The 18364-nt window shown below is 63.3% G+C and carries 20 protein-coding genes; 13 read left to right on the top strand and 7 right to left on the bottom strand.

Going from position 1 to position 18364, the window contains the following annotated elements; translation table 11 throughout:
- Nucleotides 1–343 precede the first annotated feature (343 nt).
- From nrdH to HD592_RS08470, 6 genes are all read left to right on the top strand, one after another.
- Nucleotides 344–580, top strand: a complete 237-nt coding sequence (gene nrdH, locus HD592_RS08495; protein ID WP_184453326.1) for a glutaredoxin-like protein NrdH — start codon at nucleotides 344–346, stop codon at nucleotides 578–580.
- A 660-nt stretch (nucleotides 581–1240) separates the two neighbouring features.
- Entirely contained in the window at nucleotides 1241–1681 is a 441-nt protein-coding gene (locus HD592_RS08490; protein ID WP_184453324.1) for a hypothetical protein, read from the top strand.
- Between the two features lie 117 nt (nucleotides 1682–1798).
- On the top strand, nucleotides 1799–2074 hold the full coding sequence (locus tag HD592_RS08485; protein WP_184453322.1) for a hypothetical protein: 276 nt from the start codon (nucleotides 1799–1801) through the stop codon (nucleotides 2072–2074).
- A 138-nt stretch (nucleotides 2075–2212) separates the two neighbouring features.
- Complete coding sequence (locus HD592_RS08480) at nucleotides 2213–2755, top strand: recombinase family protein (RefSeq protein ID WP_184453320.1); 543 nt, start codon at nucleotides 2213–2215, stop codon at nucleotides 2753–2755.
- A 42-nt stretch (nucleotides 2756–2797) separates the two neighbouring features.
- On the top strand, nucleotides 2798–3049 hold the full coding sequence (locus HD592_RS08475; RefSeq protein WP_184453318.1) for a hypothetical protein: 252 nt from the start codon (nucleotides 2798–2800) through the stop codon (nucleotides 3047–3049).
- Nucleotides 3050–3080: 31 nt separating this feature from the next.
- Nucleotides 3081–3359 (top strand): ribbon-helix-helix domain-containing protein, encoded by a 279-nt coding sequence (locus HD592_RS08470; protein WP_184453316.1) that lies wholly within the window; start codon nucleotides 3081–3083, stop codon nucleotides 3357–3359.
- A gap of 56 nt (nucleotides 3360–3415) precedes the next feature.
- Here the strand turns inward: HD592_RS08470 and HD592_RS08465 are convergent, their stop codons facing one another.
- The 4 genes from HD592_RS08465 to HD592_RS12660 are packed head-to-tail and all read right to left on the bottom strand — an operon-like array spanning nucleotide 3416 to nucleotide 5500.
- Nucleotides 3416–3757 (bottom strand): hypothetical protein, encoded by a 342-nt coding sequence (locus tag HD592_RS08465; RefSeq protein ID WP_184453314.1) that lies wholly within the window; start codon nucleotides 3755–3757, stop codon nucleotides 3416–3418.
- Complete coding sequence (locus HD592_RS08460) at nucleotides 3754–4596, bottom strand: ParA family protein (RefSeq protein WP_184453312.1); 843 nt, start codon at nucleotides 4594–4596, stop codon at nucleotides 3754–3756. The genes HD592_RS08465 and HD592_RS08460 overlap by 4 nt, the downstream gene beginning before the upstream one ends.
- A complete protein-coding gene (locus HD592_RS08455; RefSeq protein WP_184453310.1) occupies nucleotides 4596–4796 on the bottom strand; it encodes a hypothetical protein in 201 nt (66 codons plus the stop codon). The genes HD592_RS08460 and HD592_RS08455 overlap by 1 nt, the downstream gene beginning before the upstream one ends.
- A gap of 11 nt (nucleotides 4797–4807) precedes the next feature.
- The gene (locus HD592_RS12660) at nucleotides 4808–5500 is read right to left on the bottom strand and encodes a tyrosine-type recombinase/integrase (protein ID WP_407826451.1); all 693 of its coding nucleotides are present in this window, start codon (nucleotides 5498–5500) and stop codon (nucleotides 4808–4810) included.
- Nucleotides 5501–6436: 936 nt separating this feature from the next.
- On the opposite strand from HD592_RS12660, the gene HD592_RS08445 reads away from it, so the two are divergent.
- Complete coding sequence (locus HD592_RS08445; RefSeq protein ID WP_184454588.1) at nucleotides 6437–7210, top strand: sulfite exporter TauE/SafE family protein; 774 nt, start codon at nucleotides 6437–6439, stop codon at nucleotides 7208–7210.
- Nucleotides 7211–7297: 87 nt separating this feature from the next.
- On the opposite strand, the gene HD592_RS08440 is transcribed toward HD592_RS08445, so the two are convergent.
- Nucleotides 7298–7909: a DUF5052 family protein gene (locus tag HD592_RS08440; RefSeq protein WP_184453308.1), complete on the bottom strand. Its 612-nt coding sequence runs from the start codon at nucleotides 7907–7909 to the stop codon at nucleotides 7298–7300.
- Between the two features lie 9 nt (nucleotides 7910–7918).
- Nucleotides 7919–8470, bottom strand: a complete 552-nt coding sequence (locus HD592_RS08435; RefSeq protein WP_184453307.1) for a rhodanese-like domain-containing protein — start codon at nucleotides 8468–8470, stop codon at nucleotides 7919–7921.
- A 249-nt stretch (nucleotides 8471–8719) separates the two neighbouring features.
- Here HD592_RS08435 and HD592_RS08430 point away from each other — a divergent pair, with 249 nt between their 5' ends.
- Entirely contained in the window at nucleotides 8720–9316 is a 597-nt protein-coding gene (locus HD592_RS08430) for a SatD family protein (protein ID WP_184453305.1), read from the top strand.
- 3 nt (nucleotides 9317–9319) lie between these two features.
- Nucleotides 9320–9742, top strand: a complete 423-nt coding sequence (locus HD592_RS08425) for a hypothetical protein (RefSeq protein WP_221437860.1) — start codon at nucleotides 9320–9322, stop codon at nucleotides 9740–9742.
- Nucleotides 9743–10254: 512 nt separating this feature from the next.
- Here the strand turns inward: HD592_RS08425 and HD592_RS08420 are convergent.
- Nucleotides 10255–11211: a GIY-YIG nuclease family protein gene (locus HD592_RS08420; RefSeq protein WP_221437859.1), complete on the bottom strand. Its 957-nt coding sequence runs from the start codon at nucleotides 11209–11211 to the stop codon at nucleotides 10255–10257.
- Nucleotides 11212–11470: 259 nt separating this feature from the next.
- Between HD592_RS08420 and HD592_RS08415 the strand changes: the two genes are divergently transcribed.
- Genes HD592_RS08415 through HD592_RS08400 form a run of 4 tightly spaced genes read left to right on the top strand, consistent with a single transcriptional unit; the run spans nucleotide 11471 to nucleotide 18298 of the window.
- Nucleotides 11471–13030 carry a type I restriction-modification system subunit M gene (locus HD592_RS08415; protein ID WP_184453301.1) on the top strand — a complete coding sequence of 520 codons (1560 nt, stop codon included), beginning with the start codon at nucleotides 11471–11473 and terminating at the stop codon, nucleotides 13028–13030.
- Nucleotides 13030–14256, top strand: a complete 1227-nt coding sequence (locus HD592_RS08410; protein ID WP_184453299.1) for a restriction endonuclease subunit S — start codon at nucleotides 13030–13032, stop codon at nucleotides 14254–14256. The genes HD592_RS08415 and HD592_RS08410 overlap by 1 nt, the downstream gene beginning before the upstream one ends.
- A 5-nt stretch (nucleotides 14257–14261) precedes the next feature.
- Nucleotides 14262–15257, top strand: coding sequence for a GIY-YIG nuclease family protein (locus HD592_RS08405; protein ID WP_343058777.1), 996 nt, complete (start codon nucleotides 14262–14264; stop codon nucleotides 15255–15257).
- Nucleotides 15254–18298: a type I restriction endonuclease subunit R gene (locus HD592_RS08400; RefSeq protein ID WP_184453296.1), complete on the top strand. Its 3045-nt coding sequence runs from the start codon at nucleotides 15254–15256 to the stop codon at nucleotides 18296–18298. The genes HD592_RS08405 and HD592_RS08400 overlap by 4 nt, the downstream gene beginning before the upstream one ends.
- Nucleotides 18299–18364: the final 66 nt, after the last annotated feature.

Genomic DNA, 18364 nt, shown 5'->3' with positions numbered 1-18364 from the left:
GGCGCTTCCTTCCCGCCCCCTCATGCTGTCGCCGGACGTGTCCGCTCCGCCGGCCTTTGGCCGGCGGAGCTCGTTGGGTATCCCTGTGTCGTGGGCTTCCCAGTGTGGGCGTGTCGGCCCCTTCGGGTCGGGCCGTCAAGGTGCTTCTCGCCCGCTGGCCCTGACGTTCATCTCATCGCCCCTACGGGGCGATGACCGGCACACAAGGTGCCTGATGAACGTCACCGCGCGGGCTGCGACTCCACTCTTGACTGCCCTGCCGCCACGCCCCAACCGGGGAAGCGCCCCCGACACAGGGGGCCCGGAGAACCACCTCCGGCCGATCGCATCTAAGGAGACCGCCATGTGCATCACCGTCTACACCAAGCCCCGCTGCCCCCAGTGCGACGCGACCAAGCGAACCCTCGATAAGCAGGGCATCGATTACCGGAGCATCGACGTCACCGAGGACGCCGAAGCCCTCGACTACATCAAGAGCCTCGGCTACCAGCAGGCCCCCGTCGTCATCACTGACGAGGATGCCTGGAGCGGATTTCGCCCCGATCGCATCAAGGCCCTCACCACGACGACGAGCGCGTAAACGAGGGCGGGCGGCGAAGAACCACCTTCGCCGCCCTATGTGTCCTCTAAGGAGACCACCCCTCCATTCTACCCGCTCCGTTGTGGGTTGGGTGGTGTCGTCCCCAATGTGCACAGCCTGCGAGCTCGTGGGCGGCTCTACGGCTGCACACAGTGGGGACGACACCTGGAGGATGGGGGCCGGTCGTCGTCTCGCCCACCCCGCGCCTGGTGACGGCCGCGCCGCCCCGAAGGGGGGCAGGCGGCGTCGGCGTCACCGACGGCGCGCGTGGACGATCCGCCAGGAGATGGTGGCGTTGGAGTGTGAGGGGGCGGGAAGGCGCTTCCTTCCCGCCCCCTCATGCTGTCGCCGGACGTGTCCGCTCCGCCGGCCTTTGGCCGGCGGAGCTCGTTGGGTATCCCTGTGTCGTGGGCTTCCCAGTGTGGGCGTGTCGGCCCCTTCGGGTCGGGCCGTCAAGGTGCTTCTCGCCCGCTGGCCCTGACGTTCATCTCATCGCCCCTACGGGGCGATGACCGGCACACAAGGTGCCTGATGAACGTCACCGCGCGGGCTGCGACTCCACTCTTGACTGCCCTGCCGCCACGCCCCAACCGGGGAAGCGCCCCCGACACAGGGGGCCCGGAGAACCACCTCCGGCCGATCGCATCTAAGGAGACCGCCATGTCCTCATACATCGTCGACGCCGAACACATCAACGTCCTCGTCTGGGCCGCCTACACCTACGGCGGCAACGAACTCGTCATCGACGCCTTCGACGCCGTCCAGCCGATCATCTTCACCCGGACGCCAGCCTCGATGAGCCGCCTCGGCCAGTACCTCCTCGACGCCAACGCCCGAGCCGTCAACGACCGCTACAACGAGGACTCGCTGTTCATCTACCAGTACACGCAGCCGCGCAGCGTGGACTGGAGCGAAGTCGAGATCCTCAAAGCCATCAACGGCTACACCTACCAGACGATCGACTGGAGCGACTGGCCGACCTCGATCGCCGCCGCGATCTGCCAACGCATCACCAGCGACGTCATCCAGCACCTGCCCGGCTACGACGAAGCCACCAGCTGGAACATCACCCGATCCTCCATTCCCGGATCCTGGTCCTGACCCGACCAGAAGGGGCCCCGGCACCCGCTGGGGCCCCTTCACCCCCACGGGAACGCACACAAACGCCCATGCTCACACTTACCCTGAAAACACAGAAGACATCACAGGAGGTGAGTCATGGGAGACCTCGCGATCCTCGCCACCATCACGCCGACGACATGGGCCCTCATTGCCGCCGGATGGATCATCCCCGGCCTGTGGAGCCACTTCCGCCACCACGAACCCTGGAGGACTGCGCTGACCCTCGTGCCGCTGCGCCTGTGGGCGCACATCGCCTGGAGCATCATCACCGTCCTCATCGACGCCGCCTTCACCATCCTCAGAATCATCGTCGGTCTCATCGCCGGAGCATTCCTCCTCACCGCCTTCACGGACACAGGACGAGGGCACTGATGAGACAGTGCGCACAGAGGTGTCAGAATCGATCGGTTTCGGTGCCCTCAGCACAAGCGCGTGGAGGGGCCGACACGCCGAGTCAAAACCCCCCGCCAAAACCAGGAGGCGCAGAAGGGGCGCGCCTACGGTTTGGGTATGAGCATCACGGGTTATGTCAGGGTCTCGACGGACGACCAGGACGAGGCCAGCCAGGTCGCCGCCCTCGAGGAGGCCGGCTGCTCCGTCCTCTACGTGGAGCGCGCCTCCGGAGCCACGACATGCCGGCCGGAATGGAAGGCCTGTCTCCGCTCCCTTGGGCGAGGTGACACCCTCGTAGTCGTCAGAATCGACCGCCTCGGCCGCTCCCTCGTCGAGCTGGTCCAGATCATCGACGAGCTACACGCCAGAGGCATCGAGTTCCGCTCCCTCACAGAGGCGATCGACACGACCACCCCCGCTGGGCGCATGGTCTTTCAGGTGGCCGGCGCCTTCGCCGAGTACGAGCGAGCCCTCATCCGAGCCCGGACACGCGAGGGCCTGGCGGCCGCTCGGGCGCGCGGCGCCCACATCGGCAGGCCCCGAGTGCTGACTCCCGAGCAGGCAGCCCATGCGCGCGCCCTGCGTGCACAGGGGCAGTCCGTCTCGACGATCGCGCGGATCCTCAGCTGCTCAGCCTCAACGATTCGGCGACTTTCCTGACGCCCCGCGGTTTGTGGCCCCTATTTGTAGTACCCTTTAGGTATGTTCAACGAAGACGAAGTTGAGTTCACGCAGTCAGCCGCCAAGCACGGCATCAGCAAGGCGGATGCGTACTGGACGATGACTCACCCACTCACGGTCGACGAGATCGACGGAGAGCCGGGAGACAAGACATTCGCCTTCGTTGGGCATCCTCACGCCCAGACGGATCGGGTGATCGAGGTGTTCGCCGCCTTGAAACCTTGGCGGACCGTGGTGATCTTCCATGCGATGGATCGCCCTGACCTGGTGTGAGAAAGGACCGGAGACGACGATGACTAAGGACATGACCGACTACGACGCTCTTGCCGCGCGGGCGGAGCGTGGGGAGCTGAAGACCGTGCGCCGCATCTACGAAGGCGACGGCCGCCCGATTGACCTCGCCGACATCTTCATGACGGCCGGGCGCCCCCGGATGGAAGAAGCAACAACCGCGCGACACACCTGGAAGACGCGAGCCACCGATGAGCTGGATGCTGCGCTAACGGAGCGAGCGCGGAAGGAGAACCTTCCGAAGTCTGCTCTCATCCGCAAGGCGGTCGCCGCCTATCTTGCAACGGCCTGAACAGACAGGGTGGCCGACAGCAACACCACACTGTCGGCCACCTGCGTCCTGAGTCCTTAGCTCCTGCGCCCCGTCGGGATCTCGCCTGCAGGCACCGGATCGAATCGGCGGCCGCCATTGAAAGCGGCTCGATCGCGCTCAAGCTTTGCTGCGATCGCATCGGCGACCCACGCAGACAGGGACCGCGTGCCCGTCTGTGGGCCCGTCTGCCAAAAGGCGGACCGGGCTTCCTCGAGAAGATCCTCCGAGATGCGGACGGTGAGCTTCGCCTGGTCTCGAGTCATCGGTCGATCAACAACGCCCCCCTTGCCAGCGTTGCCACTCTTGCCGTCATTGCTGGCAGACGGGGCGACCACCGAGGCGGAAAGCGCGCTCTTGCGCGGTTCAATGCGAGTCATTTCGCTTCTCCTTCCGTGCCAGCGTTGCCGCTCTTGCCCGCCTTGCCATGCGTGCCAGCGTTGGCGAGCAAGGCCTCCAGGTGACTCTCGTAAAGGTCCTGGAGATCCATCTGGGGAGGTGTCCACTGGTCAAGACCTAGGGCAGCCTCGGCGGCGTCGGCAATGACGACGCGGCGCGGGATGGCAGGCAGCAACAGCGGCAGCCCTCGCGCCGCGCACGCAGCCTCAAGCTCGTCGAGCCAGTGCCTCGCCGAGACCGTCTGCCCCTCATGGAGATTGACGAGGACGCCAGCCACCTTCAATCCCGAGTTGTAGTACTCACCGACCTGGCTGATCGTCTCGAGCAGGTGAGCCAGCCCGGAGGAGGACCAGAGCTTTGCTTGGGTGACGATGAGGACCGCATCGGCGGCCGACAGAGCGTTGATAGAGAGCTGATCAAGGGAGGGCGGGCAGTCGACAAGGACGAGATCGAAGACCTGCCCGACAGAGGCGATCGCACGCCGGAGGCGCTGCTCACGGCCAGCCTGAACGCCGATGAGCTCGTCGCGCACGGCGGCGAGGGCATCGCCGCCCGATGGTGCGAGGGTCACACCCTCCCAGACCGTCGGCACGAGGACATTGGCAAGTGTGAGTGGCGAGCGCGCGGAGAGGGCGTCGGCAACTCCTGCCTGGCCGTCGACGATGCCATCAGCAGCCAGCGCCGCCGACAGGTTCGCTTGCGGATCCATATCGACGACGAGGACGCGCGCGCCTGAGCGTGCGGCCGCGCGGGCTAGGTGAAAGGTGGTCGTGGTCTTGCCGACGCCGCCCTTCTGGTTAGAGATGGCGATGATGGTCATCAATGGTGCTCCTTCGCTTTGACGGCGATGACTGATGCGCTGGAGATCAAGCGCGTGAGGCTGATGATCTTGTCGAGCTCGTCGACAAGGGCAGCGCGTTCAACCGCGCCGCAGTCGCTATCAGGGGCGAAGATCGGGAAGTCCGCGAAGTCCGCTTGCTTGTGGGCCCATCGATCAAGGGCTTCGATCAGCGATTGCATTTCAGACCCTTTCAGTGTTCGACAGCAAAGAGATCAGCGGCCTCCACAGCCCGACGAAGAGCATCGTTAGGAGGCTCGGCATAGCGTTGAGTCGTTTCGACCGAGGCGTGCCCAAGAAGGCGCTGGACGGCGAGGAGGTCGCGCTGAGCCCGATAGGCGGTGGTCGCGAATCGGTGCCGCAATGTGTGAAGAGTCCACGGAGACGGAAGGGCCGTCGCTCCAAGCTTGGAGACGTGAGCAGGCGATAGATGGCCGCCGTACTTCGAGGGGAATGCCCATCCGCCGCCGCGCGCACACGCACGCTCAACCTCGGCAGCGAGCCACGCGGAAAGGGGAACGAGGCGAACGACCCCACCCTTTCCACGAACCACCAACGAACGCCCGCCGAGATCATCCACAAGGTCATCAGCACACACCCGGGCGATCTCCCCAGCTCGGAGACCGGACAATGCCGCCAGGCACAAGATGAGGCGATCGCGCCCCGAACTGCGACGCAGGGCCTCCTCGAGAACACTGGTCGGCACGGGCCGAGGCGCCCCTCGAGGCCGGCGCACATGGGGCAAGACGCGAGACGGATCCTCGGCGACACCAGCCGTCCACCAGGTGAAGAAGCTGCGGATCGACACGTAGTAGGAGTGCCGAGTCTCCGGCGCCCACTCTCGGCTGCCGCACCAGGCGAGCAGGAGATCCCCAGTGACTTCCATGGGATCGTCGACCTCGAGAGCGCGTGCGAGATGCCGAAGATGCCGTACACGAGTGCCGATGGTGCGCTCACTGCGACCACCCGATCTCAGAGTCAGCTCCCACTGCTCGAGAGCCGCAGCCCACGTCGGAGGAACCGGAAGTGAAAGAACATGAGGCGTTGTATTCATACTCACCACACTCGCGCGCGATCGTCACGCAGGCCGACTGCCCGGACGTCACGACCGGCAACGCTGGCACGCATGGCAAGGCGGGCAAGAGCGGCAACGCTGGCGCATCGGCTACGAAACGGTGCACGAACGTGAGCGCGAGACCGATGAACGCGAGGAACCCGGAGGTCGTCAGTTCAAATCTGGCCCCCGCTACTAGGAAAAGCCCCTGACCAGGCGAAACAACTGGTCAGGGGCTTTTGTCATGCCTGGTGGAATGAATGCCGAGGGGCCAAGAATCGGGTCGGAAAGCTCGCTCGAGGTGGGCGACGGGGCGCAGTGCTCCTTGCGCGGGGTTGGCGTCTTGTGTGTGGGGTTGGCGTCTTGTGTGTGGGGTTGGCGTCTTGTGTGTGGGGTTGGCGTCTTGTGTGTGGGGTTGGCGTCTTGTGTGTGGGGTTGGCGGGCTCATTGGAGGGGTTAAGTCCGCAGTGTGTTTTTTGTGTGTGGGGTTGGCGTCTTGTGTGTGGGGTTGGCGTCTTGTGTGTGGGGTTGGCGGGCTCATTGGAGGGGTTAAGTCCGCAGTGTGTTTTTTGTGTGTGGGGTTGGCGTCTTGTGTGTGGGGTTGGCGGGTCCGTGGGAGCGTGCGCTTCGCAAGGGCATTCGAAAGACATAGCCCGACTAGAGCTCTGAGACGCACCCCGCCCGAGGGCCTTCGGATCACCGGGCGTAGAATCGCCAGTCGTGAGCGCGATTGATCAGTTCCGGGAGGGCGCCGAGCCTTCCGGTCGAATGGGACCGGCGCGCCTCGCCCTCGTCCTCCTGACGGGCGCGGCCGCAGGATTCCTCGCCGGCCTCTTCGGCGTGGGCGGAGGCCTGGTCATCGTCCCGGCCCTCATGACGGTGCTCGGGATGGATCAGCGCAGGGCGTCGGCCGCCTCCCTCGTGGCGATCATTCTCACGGCGGGTGCTGGCGTCACCTCCTACGCCCTCGGAGGGCGGGTCTCGTGGATCGCGGCCCTGTTCCTCATGGCGGGCGCACTGGTGGGCGCGCAGATCGGCGTGCGCTTGCTCCAGCGGATCCCCGACAGGGTCCTTCCGTGGATCTTCACCGCGTTCGTAGCGCTCGTCGTGATCGCTCAGCGGGTGCATGTTCCCGTGCGCGATGCCGTCCTCGTTCTCGATGCGCCGCGCGCGATCGGCTTGGTCATCGTCGGCCTGCTCTCTGGCGTCTTCTCGGGCCTGGTGGGCGTCGGCGGCGGCTCGATCATCGTCCCGGGCCTCGAACTGCTGGTCGGGGTCGGCGATCTGCTCGCCCGGGGGACCTCTCTGCTCGTCATGATCCCGACGGCCGTGTCGGGCACTTGGACCAATGCGCGGCGCGGACTGGTGGATCTTAAGGCCGGCCTGCTCGTCGGCGCGATGGCGGCCCTGGTGACTCCTGCGGGAGCCTGGGCGGCGCACTCGATTTCCCCGCGCGTGGGCGGGATCCTGTTCTCCTGCTTCCTCGTGGCAGTGGTGGTGTCGATGCTGGGGAAGGCGCGTCGTGCGCGCACCGGTCGCTAGGCGCCCCGGCACCTGCGTGGCCATCGGCTCCTCGTCGGCGACGAGGGCGGAAGTGCGGCTCCCTCAGAGCGGGGCGAGCTGGGGGTTCTATTGGATGAGCTCCGAGGAATAGATCGTGTAGTCGCAGCGGTAGATGAACAGGCGCTTGTGGTCGATGAGGAGCACGGTCGAGTTGGGGATGCCCTCGGCGGAGTAGGAACTCACTTTGTCTCCGGAGTAGACGGCGATGGGGGTCCCCTCCTGGGAGCGGATGAGGACGGTGTAATCCTTTCCGGTGAAGAACTCATCGAAGGAGGTCTTCAGGCGCGAGAGGAAGGGGACCGAGGACTCGGTCGAGTTGACCTCGGCCTTCGCGTTGGCGTCGTTGAGGATCGATTCGAGGCCCTGCTCGGCGAGGATGAGCGAGCTGCCGACGTGGTAGACGGGTTCACCTCCGACGGTGAGTTTGAGAACGGAGGATTCCTTCGTGATCTTGCCCTCGGCGTCGGTGATGTCGAAGCGGTCGTCGGTGGTGACCTGGATGGATTTGCCGGTGATGCGGTCGAGGGCGTTGGCGTTGACATCGAAGGTTTCGACGGTCGCGGTGATCCCGCGGAATTCGGCGCTCACGTCCTTGACGGACTGCTCGAAGTACTGGCAGCCGCCGAGGGCGAGGGCCGTGGCGGCGAGGGCGCCGATCAGGGAGGTCCTTGTCTTCACGGGGCTCCTTCATGAGGTCATCGCCTGTCGGTACGAGGGGGCGGCGACAGCGGGTGCGTTCGGGCTGCGTGCGATGCGGGGCTTCGCGCTTATCGCGGGGGGGGATGGCCAGTCGGTGACGATCGGGAGGCCGAGAGACTTCGCGGCCTCCTCGAGTCCGCCCGCGTTGCGGACCTCGGTGAACCCGGCGGCGGTCATGAGCTCGGCGGCCCGAGCGGCCCGGTTTCCCGAGCGGCAGTAGAGGGTGTAGGCGCCTTTCGGATCGAGCTCTGCGATCCGCTCGGAGAAGTCCGCGGCTGTGGCGTCGATGTTGACGGCGCCGTCGAGATGGCCAGCGGCGAACTCTTCGGGGGTTCGGACGTCGATGATGAGGGGCGTCGCGCTCGTCTCGGACGACTGCCCGCTGTTGGTGGACGACTGCCCGCTGCTGGGCGCCTGTTCCGCCGATGCACCGGCTGCGGCGGGAGTGCTCGCGGATTGGGGGGAGGTGCAGGCCGACAGGGCGAGGAGTGCGATTGCGGCGGCGGATGCGGCGCGGAGCGCGGGGGAGAAGGGGCGCATGGGTCCTCTGGGTCGTGGGGCGTGGGCGCGGCCAGTCTTTCAGGAATCGAGGGGCGGCGCGACCGCTGCGCCGGAAGGGCCTCGTAGGGTGGGTGTTGCGGGGCCTTGTCGCGCTCGCTTCTGCCGAGGAGGGAGTGGTTCAGGTCAACAGCTGAATCAGCCTTAATTAAGCTCTGAACCTTATGTAGATATTATGAAGCTGCTATGCTTCATTCAAGGTGTTGGCGTGCCTCAAGGGAAGGAGACGCGATGTTCGTCCTCACGATCGATCAGCGCCGCTCGCGAGAAGAGGAGGACCGCGTTCCGGGCATTCTCGCCGAACTCGCGTCGATCCCGATCGAAAGCCCCTTCGTCCGCACCGCCGGCGACGAGATTCAAGGGGTTGCCGCTGAGCCCGAGGCCGTCGTCACGATCATCGACAGGCTTCTGCGCTCCGGCCTCTGGCGCTGCGGGATCGGCGCAGGGGCTGTTGAGCTCCCCTTCGCCGAGGACGCCCCCGATTCCCGTTCGGGCCGGGGCGAGGCCTTCGTCCTCGCCCGCGAAGCACTCGAAAGCGTGAAGAATTCACGTCATTCGATCGCCCTGCGCTCGCGGGCCGAAGAGCCGGCCCGCGAGGGTGAAGCGCTCATCCGACTCATCGAAGCGGTCTCGGCGTCCCGGACCCGTCGCCAGTGGGAGGTCGTCGAAGCCGTGGAGGCCAGTGAGACGATGGCCGAGGCGGCCGAGCGGCTCGGTGTTTCCGCATCGGCGATCTCGCAGGTCTACGCCCAGTCCGCCAGACGCGAGCAAGTCGCCTGCTACGGTCTTGTGCGCAGGCTGTTATCGGAGTGCGAGCCGAAGGAGTGACCGATGAACGAGCCGCCCTCGCTTCCCGTCATCCTCGCCGGGGCCGGCGTCGTCCTCGCCGCCGTCCTCATCGGCTGGGCGATCACCGTCCTCGTCCTGCGTTTCGCGCGGCTTCCCGACAAGACCGCGCATTCGCGCGAGGACGGGGGTGAATTCATCCTCGAGGCGCCCGCGCCGAAGACGGAGGTGCCGAGGGGCGGCACCCTGGTCGGCCTCCTCGAGCGGGCCGCCGTTGCGACCTGCGTCGTCACGGGGCATGCGGAGCTCATCGCGGTCGTCGTCGCCGTCAAGGGGCTCGGTCGTTTCGCCGAATTGCGCGATGATCCGGCTTTTGCCGAACGATTCCTCATCGGGACCCTCACCTCGATGCTGACCGCCGTGTGGGTCGCCCTGCTCGGCGCGTGGATCATCCAGGTCGTGCACTGAGGCGCGTCTCTTGATCGGGCAGGATGACGCAGGCGTCGAGGGGCGCCTCTTTTCTGTCGGTTTCTCTGCCGGTGGCGGGGTGTTCGCCGAGGCGGGCGGCGGGGCGCCTTCCTCCGAAGGATGAGGTGGGAGCTCGATGTTGATCGGGGGATAGCAGCCGCTTCAATATGTCGATGAGATCGACCTGTTCTCGAGACGTGTCGAAATATCGTCCGAATATCGACACGTTCCTCCAATGTGGTGACGAGGAGAGGGCCCACGAGCGGCACGCCCGCCTCTCACCGCCCGACATGCCACATTCGAGGACGGTCCGGGTCTTCACCGTCGGAATCGCAGATGAAGAATCCAGTGAGTTTGTCGACGGTTCCCGGTGGACTGTCGACTCGGGTGATGAGCATCTCGTCATGGGGTCGTCATCGTGCTCCATACGCTTTCCGCTATCTGCAGATGGCATGGGGCGCTGAAAGGGAGTCAATGTCGATAGCTGGCAGAACGGCATTTCCAGTGGGAATTCACGCTTCACTGAGTGCGACCAGCAGATCATCGGTGAGATCGTCGGAATGAGTCTTCGCGAATAGCGTTGGGTTCTTCCGCATGAGAGACAGCGCGAGGGAACGCGATGCGTGGGAGAGTCCAGGGACCTCCGTGAACCAGTGCCTGAGCGAGCCAGCGACCCCGCCGTTGACCTGCCCGCATCGCCCGATGGACCGATAGGAATCGGTGCAGTGATAGGCCTGGCGGAGTTCACGGGGAAAGTCTCGTGGTGACAGATTCTGGTGGTCGACGTTCATGAACCAATAGACCTCCTGGGTATCGCGCTCTTCATAGACCACGAAGGTTTCCACTTTTCCGCAGTTGACTGTGAAGAGACGCCGCCAATGCCGGTCTTTACCCGTCACAGGAAGCGGTGTGATGGTCCAGAATCGTTCTGCGGTGACAGACGGCCACACGATCGATGACTTCACGTAAGTGACGAGGTCGGCGAATACCTCTTCGTAGTGGGGATGGGAGCGGAGTTCGTCGTATCGGGGGCGGAGACGGAGGCGGCGTTGCGCCCGCAGAGTTCGATCATCGGGAGTGGCGTCGGCGATGCCGTCCGCAAGCCAAGACTCTTGGAGCGGCCGATCCACTTCTGCATCGAGCGGACTCGAAGCGCGAGAGGCAATGACGAGGTCGATGTTGCGAAGGCGGTGCCCGGCATCTACCTGACTGCGGATCGTGGAGCGCTCGGCCTCGTTGAGGAACTCGCGCGGGTGGGGCAGGAACTGAATCGCTTCGATATCGCCGAAGCGCCGGGCGTGATCGCGGAAGCGGCGCACGACGTCAACGGTCTGGCCGACGTAACGCTCACCGTTTGCGAACTCGAGAATGTAGATGCCGCATCGAGAAGCGCCCGGAGGGAAGTGTGCAGCCAGGGAGCTCTCCGGGGGCGTCGCCCAGCGGGCGAATCGCAGGGGTCGTGCTTTCACGGTGTCATCTTCGTTGCAATGCCCGGGTTGCGCGTGCTTTCGGGTCAGGATTCTTGAAACTCACAGGTCGTGGGGTTTGAGTAGCGTCTGTGCCGGCGTCGATATGCAGTGGCATCGGGCCGGGGGTGGCGCACGAGCGCCGAACGCCCGGCGGATGAATCGGAGAACCTCGGCTGAACTGCATGTGCTGGCCGGAAACGAGGGGGCGGGGTGGCACACTCTATGAGGAAGTCACCGCCCCGCGAAGAAGAGGCATGCAATGGCATCGGAGAATCAGCGCGCTGAGCTGCATCGGACGATCTGGCAGATCGCGAACGACCTGCGAGGAGCCGTTGACGGTTGGGACTTCAAGTCCTACGTGCTCGGCTTCCTGTTCTACCGCTTCATCTCCGAGAACCTGACGGTCTTCATCAACGAGGGCGAGGCCGAGTCCGGGAATGAGGGATTCGATTACACCCTGGCGTCGGATTCGGATGCTGAGGATCCCAAGTTCCGTCGCGACCTCGTCAACGAGAAGGGCTTCTTCATCCGCCCGTCCGAGCTCTTCGTCAACGTGAGGGCCAGGGCCGCCCACAATGAGAACCTCAATGAGACTCTGTCGACGGTCTTCGCGAACATCGAGCGCTCCTCGATCGGGACCCGGGCAGAGAAGGACATGAAGGGCCTATTCGCCGATATCGATGTGAATTCGCCGAAGTTGGGGAACACGGTCGCTCAGCGCAATCTCAAACTCGTGAAGATCCTGGACGCGATCGGTGATATGGATCTGTCCTACGGGGAGTCGACGATCGATGCCTTCGGTGACGCCTACGAATACCTCATGACGATGTACGCTTCGAGCGCGGGCAAGTCGGGCGGTGAGTTCTTCACTCCGCAGGAGGTGTCAGAGGTTCTTGCACGCATTGCGATCGATGGGCGTGAGTGCGTGGGGCGGGTGTACGACCCCGCCTGCGGTTCGGGCTCGCTCCTCTTGAAGTTCGCGAAGATCCTCGGCGCTGACAAGGTCGAGGGCTTCTTCGGCCAGGAGATCAATCTGACGACCTACAACCTGTGCCGGATCAACATGTTCCTGCACGACATCAACTTCGCGAACTTCGACATCGCGCTGGGGGATACGCTGCTCGAGCCCGCGCATTGGGATGACGAGCCTTTCGACGCGATCGTGTCGAACCCGCCGTATTCGACGAAGTGGGTGGGCAAGGATGATCCGACGCTGCTGCATGATCCGCGGTTCGCCCCCGCCGGAGCCCTGGCGCCGAAGTCGAAGGCGGATCTCGCTTTCACGATGCACATGCTCAATTGGTTGAAGGTCGACGGGACGGCGGCGATCGTCGAGTTCCCGGGTGTCTTGTATCGCGGGGCGGCCGAGCAGAAGATCCGCCAGTACCTCGTGGACAACAACTACGTCGATGCGGTGATCCAGTTGCCGCCGGACCTGTTCTTCGGCACGACGATCGCGACCTGCATCATCGTGTTGAAGAAGTCGAAGAAGGATAATGCGGTCTTCTTCCTCGACGCCTCGGATCAGTTCGAGCGTAAGGGGAACAAGAACGTTCTGACTGAGGCGAATCGCGACTTCATCATTGATTCCCTGGTGGCGAGGGCGGATATCGAATACAAGGGGGCGCTGATCGACGCGGAGACGATCGCGGGCAACTCCTACAACCTCTCGGTCTCGTCCTATGTGGAGCCGGAGGATACGCGCGAGGAGGTCGACATCGCCGAGCTCAACGAGCGGATCGCCGGCATTGTCGAGCGCCAGGCGGAGCTGCGGGCGAAGATCGACGCGATCGTTGCTGACCTCGAGGGCGGTGAGTGATGAACCGGATCGAGCGCATGGTCGCCGAGATGTGTCCGGATGGGGTGGAGTTCGTTCCGCTCGGCGAGGCTGTCCACTACTCCAGTGCCCGGGTGAGTGCCGGCGCACTTGATGGGACGACATTTGTTGGTGTTGACAACCTCGTTGCGAACTGTGGTGGACGTGTCGATGCCGACTATTCGCCGAATACCGACTATGTTTCAGCCTTCGATGTCGGCGATGTTCTGATTGGGAATATTCGGCCCTACTTGAAGAAGATCTGGCTTGCGGATCGCTCAGGTGGAGCGAGTGGTGATGTGCTCGTCCTTTCGATCGTTTCGGATTATCGGTCGAGGCTGGATTCGGGATTCTTATTCGTTCTCTTGTCGTCAGATGACTTCTTCGCATTTGATCAACGGCACGCTCGTGGCGGAAAGATGCCTCGGGGAGATAAATCGGCGATCCTCAAGTATCGAATTCCGGTTCCGCCGATTGAGATTCAGCGGGAAATTGTTGACATTCTCGATTCTTTCACTAGACTTGAGGCGGAGCTTGAGGCGGAGCTTGAGGCGCGGAGGCAGCAATTTCGTCTTGTTGCAGATCGATTCATTGAGCTAGCTGCAGGTGAGCAAGCTCGTATTGCTGATCATTTAGACTTTATTCGAGGAGTGACCTATTCAAAGTCTGATGAAGTGTCTGCAGGGTATGGGCGCGGGGTTCTTCGCGCAAGTAACATTGATGGTTTAAGTCGCCGGATTGTTTTCGATGATCTTCGCACTGTTTCTTCAGGTGTAAAATTCAAAGATCAGCAGCTGCTTCATCTTGATGATGTGCTCATGGTTGGTTCGAGCGGCAGTCTAGTGCACTTAGGAAAATCTGCTCTTGTTCGAGAAGATGACTTGAAGTCTGGCCCGATGCTGTTTGGTGCATTCATGATGGTGCTACGAGTCCGCGATACTCTCGATGCGAGGTTTTTGTTCCATCTCCTCGGTTCCTCGAGATTTCAAGAATTCACGTCGTCGGACTCATCATCTGCAACTATCAATAATCTCAATCCGACGAAGATTGGACGTTTTGTCTTCTCACTCCCGCCCCTCGAGGTCCAGCGTCGCATTGCAGATGTCCTCGATGACTTCGATGCCCTCGTCAATGACCTCTCTTCCGGTCTGCCCGCCGAGATCACGGCTCGGCGTCAGCAGTACGAGTACTACCGCGATCGACTCCTGACTTTCCCCGAAAAGAAGTGATTCCCGTGGCACGCGGCATGCACATCGAACTCTTCCTCGTCGACGGCGAGGTCGGCGGTATCGCGACCGCCGACCTCGTGTCCTGGTCGGGTCATGTCCTCTACGGGCCCCGCTCGAAACTCTCCGAACTGCTCGCCCGAGAAGAAGCCCACCGCAACGGCGTCTATCTGCTGCTCGGCGATGACCCGGAGGCGATCGAATCGACGCGCTGCTACATCGGGAAGACCGAGGACTTCACCAAGCGCTTCCTCGACCACAAGCAGAAGAAGGACTGGTGGGACCGGGCCGTCCTCATCTCGTCCGCTGATGACTCCTTCAACGAAGGGCACTGGGGGTACATCGAATCGCGCTTGGTCGAGATCGCGATGCGTGCCGAACGTGCGACCCTCGATGACAACAAGCAGACTCCACAACGGCGAAAGCTTTCCGAAGCGCAGAAATCCGATGTTGAGGACTTCATCGACAAGGTGCGGTTGATCCTTCCCGTCCTCGGTGTCGCAGCCTTGAAGACCCGGACGAAGGACCTCGTCGAAACGCCCGTGCTCACCGGTGCAAGTGAGGAATCCCCGATCTTCCACCTCGAAATCCCCAGGCGCAGCATTCATGCGCGAGCCCAGTTCATCTCGGGAGAATTCATCATGCTCGAGGGCTCGCGGGTCGCCGGACGATGGGCGGGCAAGGCGAAAGCCGATACGACCCAACGTGCCTACAACGGTCTGCGTTCCCGCTTCGAGAAACTCGTCGCCGATGGTTCGATCCGGGTCGACGAGGCGGTCGGCATCGTCACCCGAGACATCCCCTTCTCCTCGCCCTCGGCCGCCGGTGCAATCGCATCCGGTCGCTCATGCAATGGCCGAATCTCCTGGATCACCGCAGACGGCCTCACCTATGGCGAATGGGAAGAACGCGGCGTCGCCGCTTCCGATTCGTCCAGCCCCGCAGCCCCGCCCTCGTCGGCGGGAACGGAAACAAGAATCATCAACGGGGAGGAACCCGCATGAGTGCTTCGGTCGACACGGGCTTCAATCCCTCCATGCGGATCGAACCGATCATCCTCACCGACGAGGCGACGGTCGTCGCCCAATTCGAGCCCGGACCCGATACCGACCCGTCGTATCAGTCCGAAGCCGCCCTCGAAAAGGAATTCCTCACCCAACTCCAAAGACAGGCCTACGAGTACATCGTCTTCGACTCCGAAGCGGCGATGATCGCGAACCTGCGCACCCAACTCGAAGCCCTCAACCATTACGCCTTCACCGACTCGGAATGGGAGCGCTTCTTCGCCGAGAAGATCTCAGGGCGCAACGACGGCATCATTGAGAAGACGCGGCGCATCCAAGAAGACCACGTCCAAGTCCTCCTGCGCGACACCGGAGAAACCAAGAACATCCGCCTCATCGACAAGGAACGGATCCACAACAACCGACTCCAGGTGACGAACCAGTACGTCGTCGAATCAGGTGCGCACGACAACCGCTACGACGTCACGATCCTCGTCAACGGCCTGCCCCTGGTCCACATCGAACTCAAACGCCGCGGCGTCGCCCTTAAAGAAGCCTTCAACCAGATCAACCGCTACCAGCGCGACTCATTCTGGGCGGGCGCGGGCCTCTTCGACTACGTGCAGGTCTTCGTCATCTCCAACGGGACGCACACGAAGTACTACTCGAACACGACGCGCCGCGACCACATCACCGAAGACCGGCCCGGACGCCCCCAGGCGAAGGCCGCCACCTCCGACTCCTTCGAATTCACCTGCTGGTGGACCGACGCGCGCAACCACCAGATCACCCGGCTCGAGGACTTCACGCGCACGTTCTTCGCCAAGCACACGATCCTCGCGATCCTCACCCGCTACTGCGTCTTCACCACCGAGGAGAAGCTCCTCGTCATGCGCCCGTATCAGATCGCCGCAACCGAGGCGATCCTCCAGCGGATCCACACCTCGACCATCCAGAAGACCACAGGCAGCCTCGAGGCCGGCGGCTACATCTGGCACACGACCGGATCGGGCAAGACCCTCACCTCGTTCAAGACCGCGAAACTCGCCGCCGGACTGCCCGAGATCGACAAGGTCCTCTTCGTCGTCGACCGCAAGGACCTCGACCACCAGACGATCAAGGAATACAACCGCTTCGCCGCCGGAACCGTGTCGGCCAACCAGTCGACCAGCCAACTCGCCGCGCAGATCAACGACCCACACGTGCCGATCATCGTCACGACCATCCAGAAGCTCTCGAACTTCGTCGCCGCCAACCGCGGGCACGCCATCTACTCCGGACACGTCGTCCTCATCTTCGATGAATGCCACCGCAGCCAATTCGGCGACATGCACACCGCGATCACCAAAGCCTTCACGAACTACCACCTCTTCGGATTCACGGGGACGCCGATCTTCGCCGAGAACTCCTCAGCCTCGGGAAACATCCACCTGCGCACCACCGTCCAGGCCTTCGGCGACCAGCTCCACTCGTACACGATCCTCAACGCCGTCGCCGACCGGAACGTCCTGCCCTTCCGCGTCGACTACATCGACACCTTCCGCCACTCCGGCGAGGTCGAGGACGCCGAAGTGGCCGGCATCGACACCGAAGCGGTGTTCCGCGATCCGCGCCGCATCGCCGGGATCGTCACCTACATCCGCGAACACTTCGACCAGAAGACCAAACGTCAGTCCAGCTACACGCTGGGCGAGCGGCGCATCCGAGGCTTCAACTCCCTGCTCGCCACCCAATCGATCCCGGCAGCCCGCGACTACTACGCCGAATTCCAACGCCAACAGGAGGACCTGCCAACGGATGAGCGCCTCAGCGTCGGCATCATCTACTCCTACGCGCCCAACACCGAAGCGCCGGGGGATTCCCTCGCGGAGGAAAGCGTCGATCCTACCGCCCTGACGCGAGACGACCGCGACTTCCTCGATCGTGCGATCGCCGACTACAACGCCAGGTTCGGAACGAACTACGACTCTTCCGCCAACGGCTTCGAGTCCTACTACGAAGACATCGCGAAGAAGCTCACCACCCGCGAAATCGATCTCGTCATCGTCGTCAACATGTTCCTCACGGGCTTCGACTCGAAAACCCTCAACACGCTGTGGGTCGACAAGAACCTGCGGACGCACGGGCTCATCCAGGCCTTCTCGCGCACCAACCGCATCCTCAACGCGGTGAAGTCGTACGGGAACATCGTCTGCTTCCGCAATCTCAAGGACGAGGTCGATGCCGCGATCACCCTGTTCGGCAACAAGGAGGGCGGCGGTTCCTTCCTCATCCGCCCCTACGAGGAATACCTCGGCGAATACGTCAACGCGGTCGTCGACCTGCGCGAATACCCGCGCGATCGTCTCATCATCTCCGAATCGGAGATGGAAGCCTTCGTGGAGCTGTTCTCCAAGGTCCTCAGGCTGCGGAACATCCTCACCTCCTTCGACGAATTCGCCGCCGACGACCCGCTTTCCGAGCGCGAATTCGCCGACTACAAGGGCATCTACGTCGACATCTACAACGAGCTGCGACCCCGTGCGGACGCCGAGAAGGCCGTCATCAACGACGACCTCGTCTTCGAGATCGAACTCATCAAACAGGTCGAGGTGAACATCGACTACATCATCCGCCTCGTCGAAGAGCACAAGGCCGCCCATGGTGAATCGAAGGACGCCGAGATCAGGGCCGACGTCACCCGGATCGTCAAGGCCAGCCCCTCGCTGTACTCCAAGCGCGACCTCATCGAGCGCTTCCTCGCCACGTACACGGCCGGCACGGATGGAGGCGCTCACTGGGAGGCGATCCTTTCAGCCGCAAAAGCCTCCGAGCTCGAGGAGATCATCGACACTGAACGCCTGAAGCCCGAAGCCGCGCGCACTTTCGTCGCAAAAGCCCTCGACCGCGGCTACCTGGCCGAGGAGGGCACGGAGATCCTTTCGATCCTGCCGCCCATGTCCCGCTTCGCGAAAGCCGCAGGCGCCGAAACGCGGGCTGAGAAGAAGCAGCGGGTGATCCGGGCTCTGAAGGAATACCTCGAACGCTTCCTCGGGGTGTAGGTCGGCGTCGCCCCGATCCGCACCAGAAGGGCGAGCGTCACGTGCCCATGGCACTTGTTACCGTCG

The sequence above is a fragment of the Schaalia hyovaginalis genome, assembly GCF_014208035.1.
GTDB lineage: Bacteria > Actinomycetota > Actinomycetes > Actinomycetales > Actinomycetaceae > Pauljensenia > Pauljensenia hyovaginalis.
This window is presented reverse-complemented; position numbering and strand designations above follow the sequence as displayed.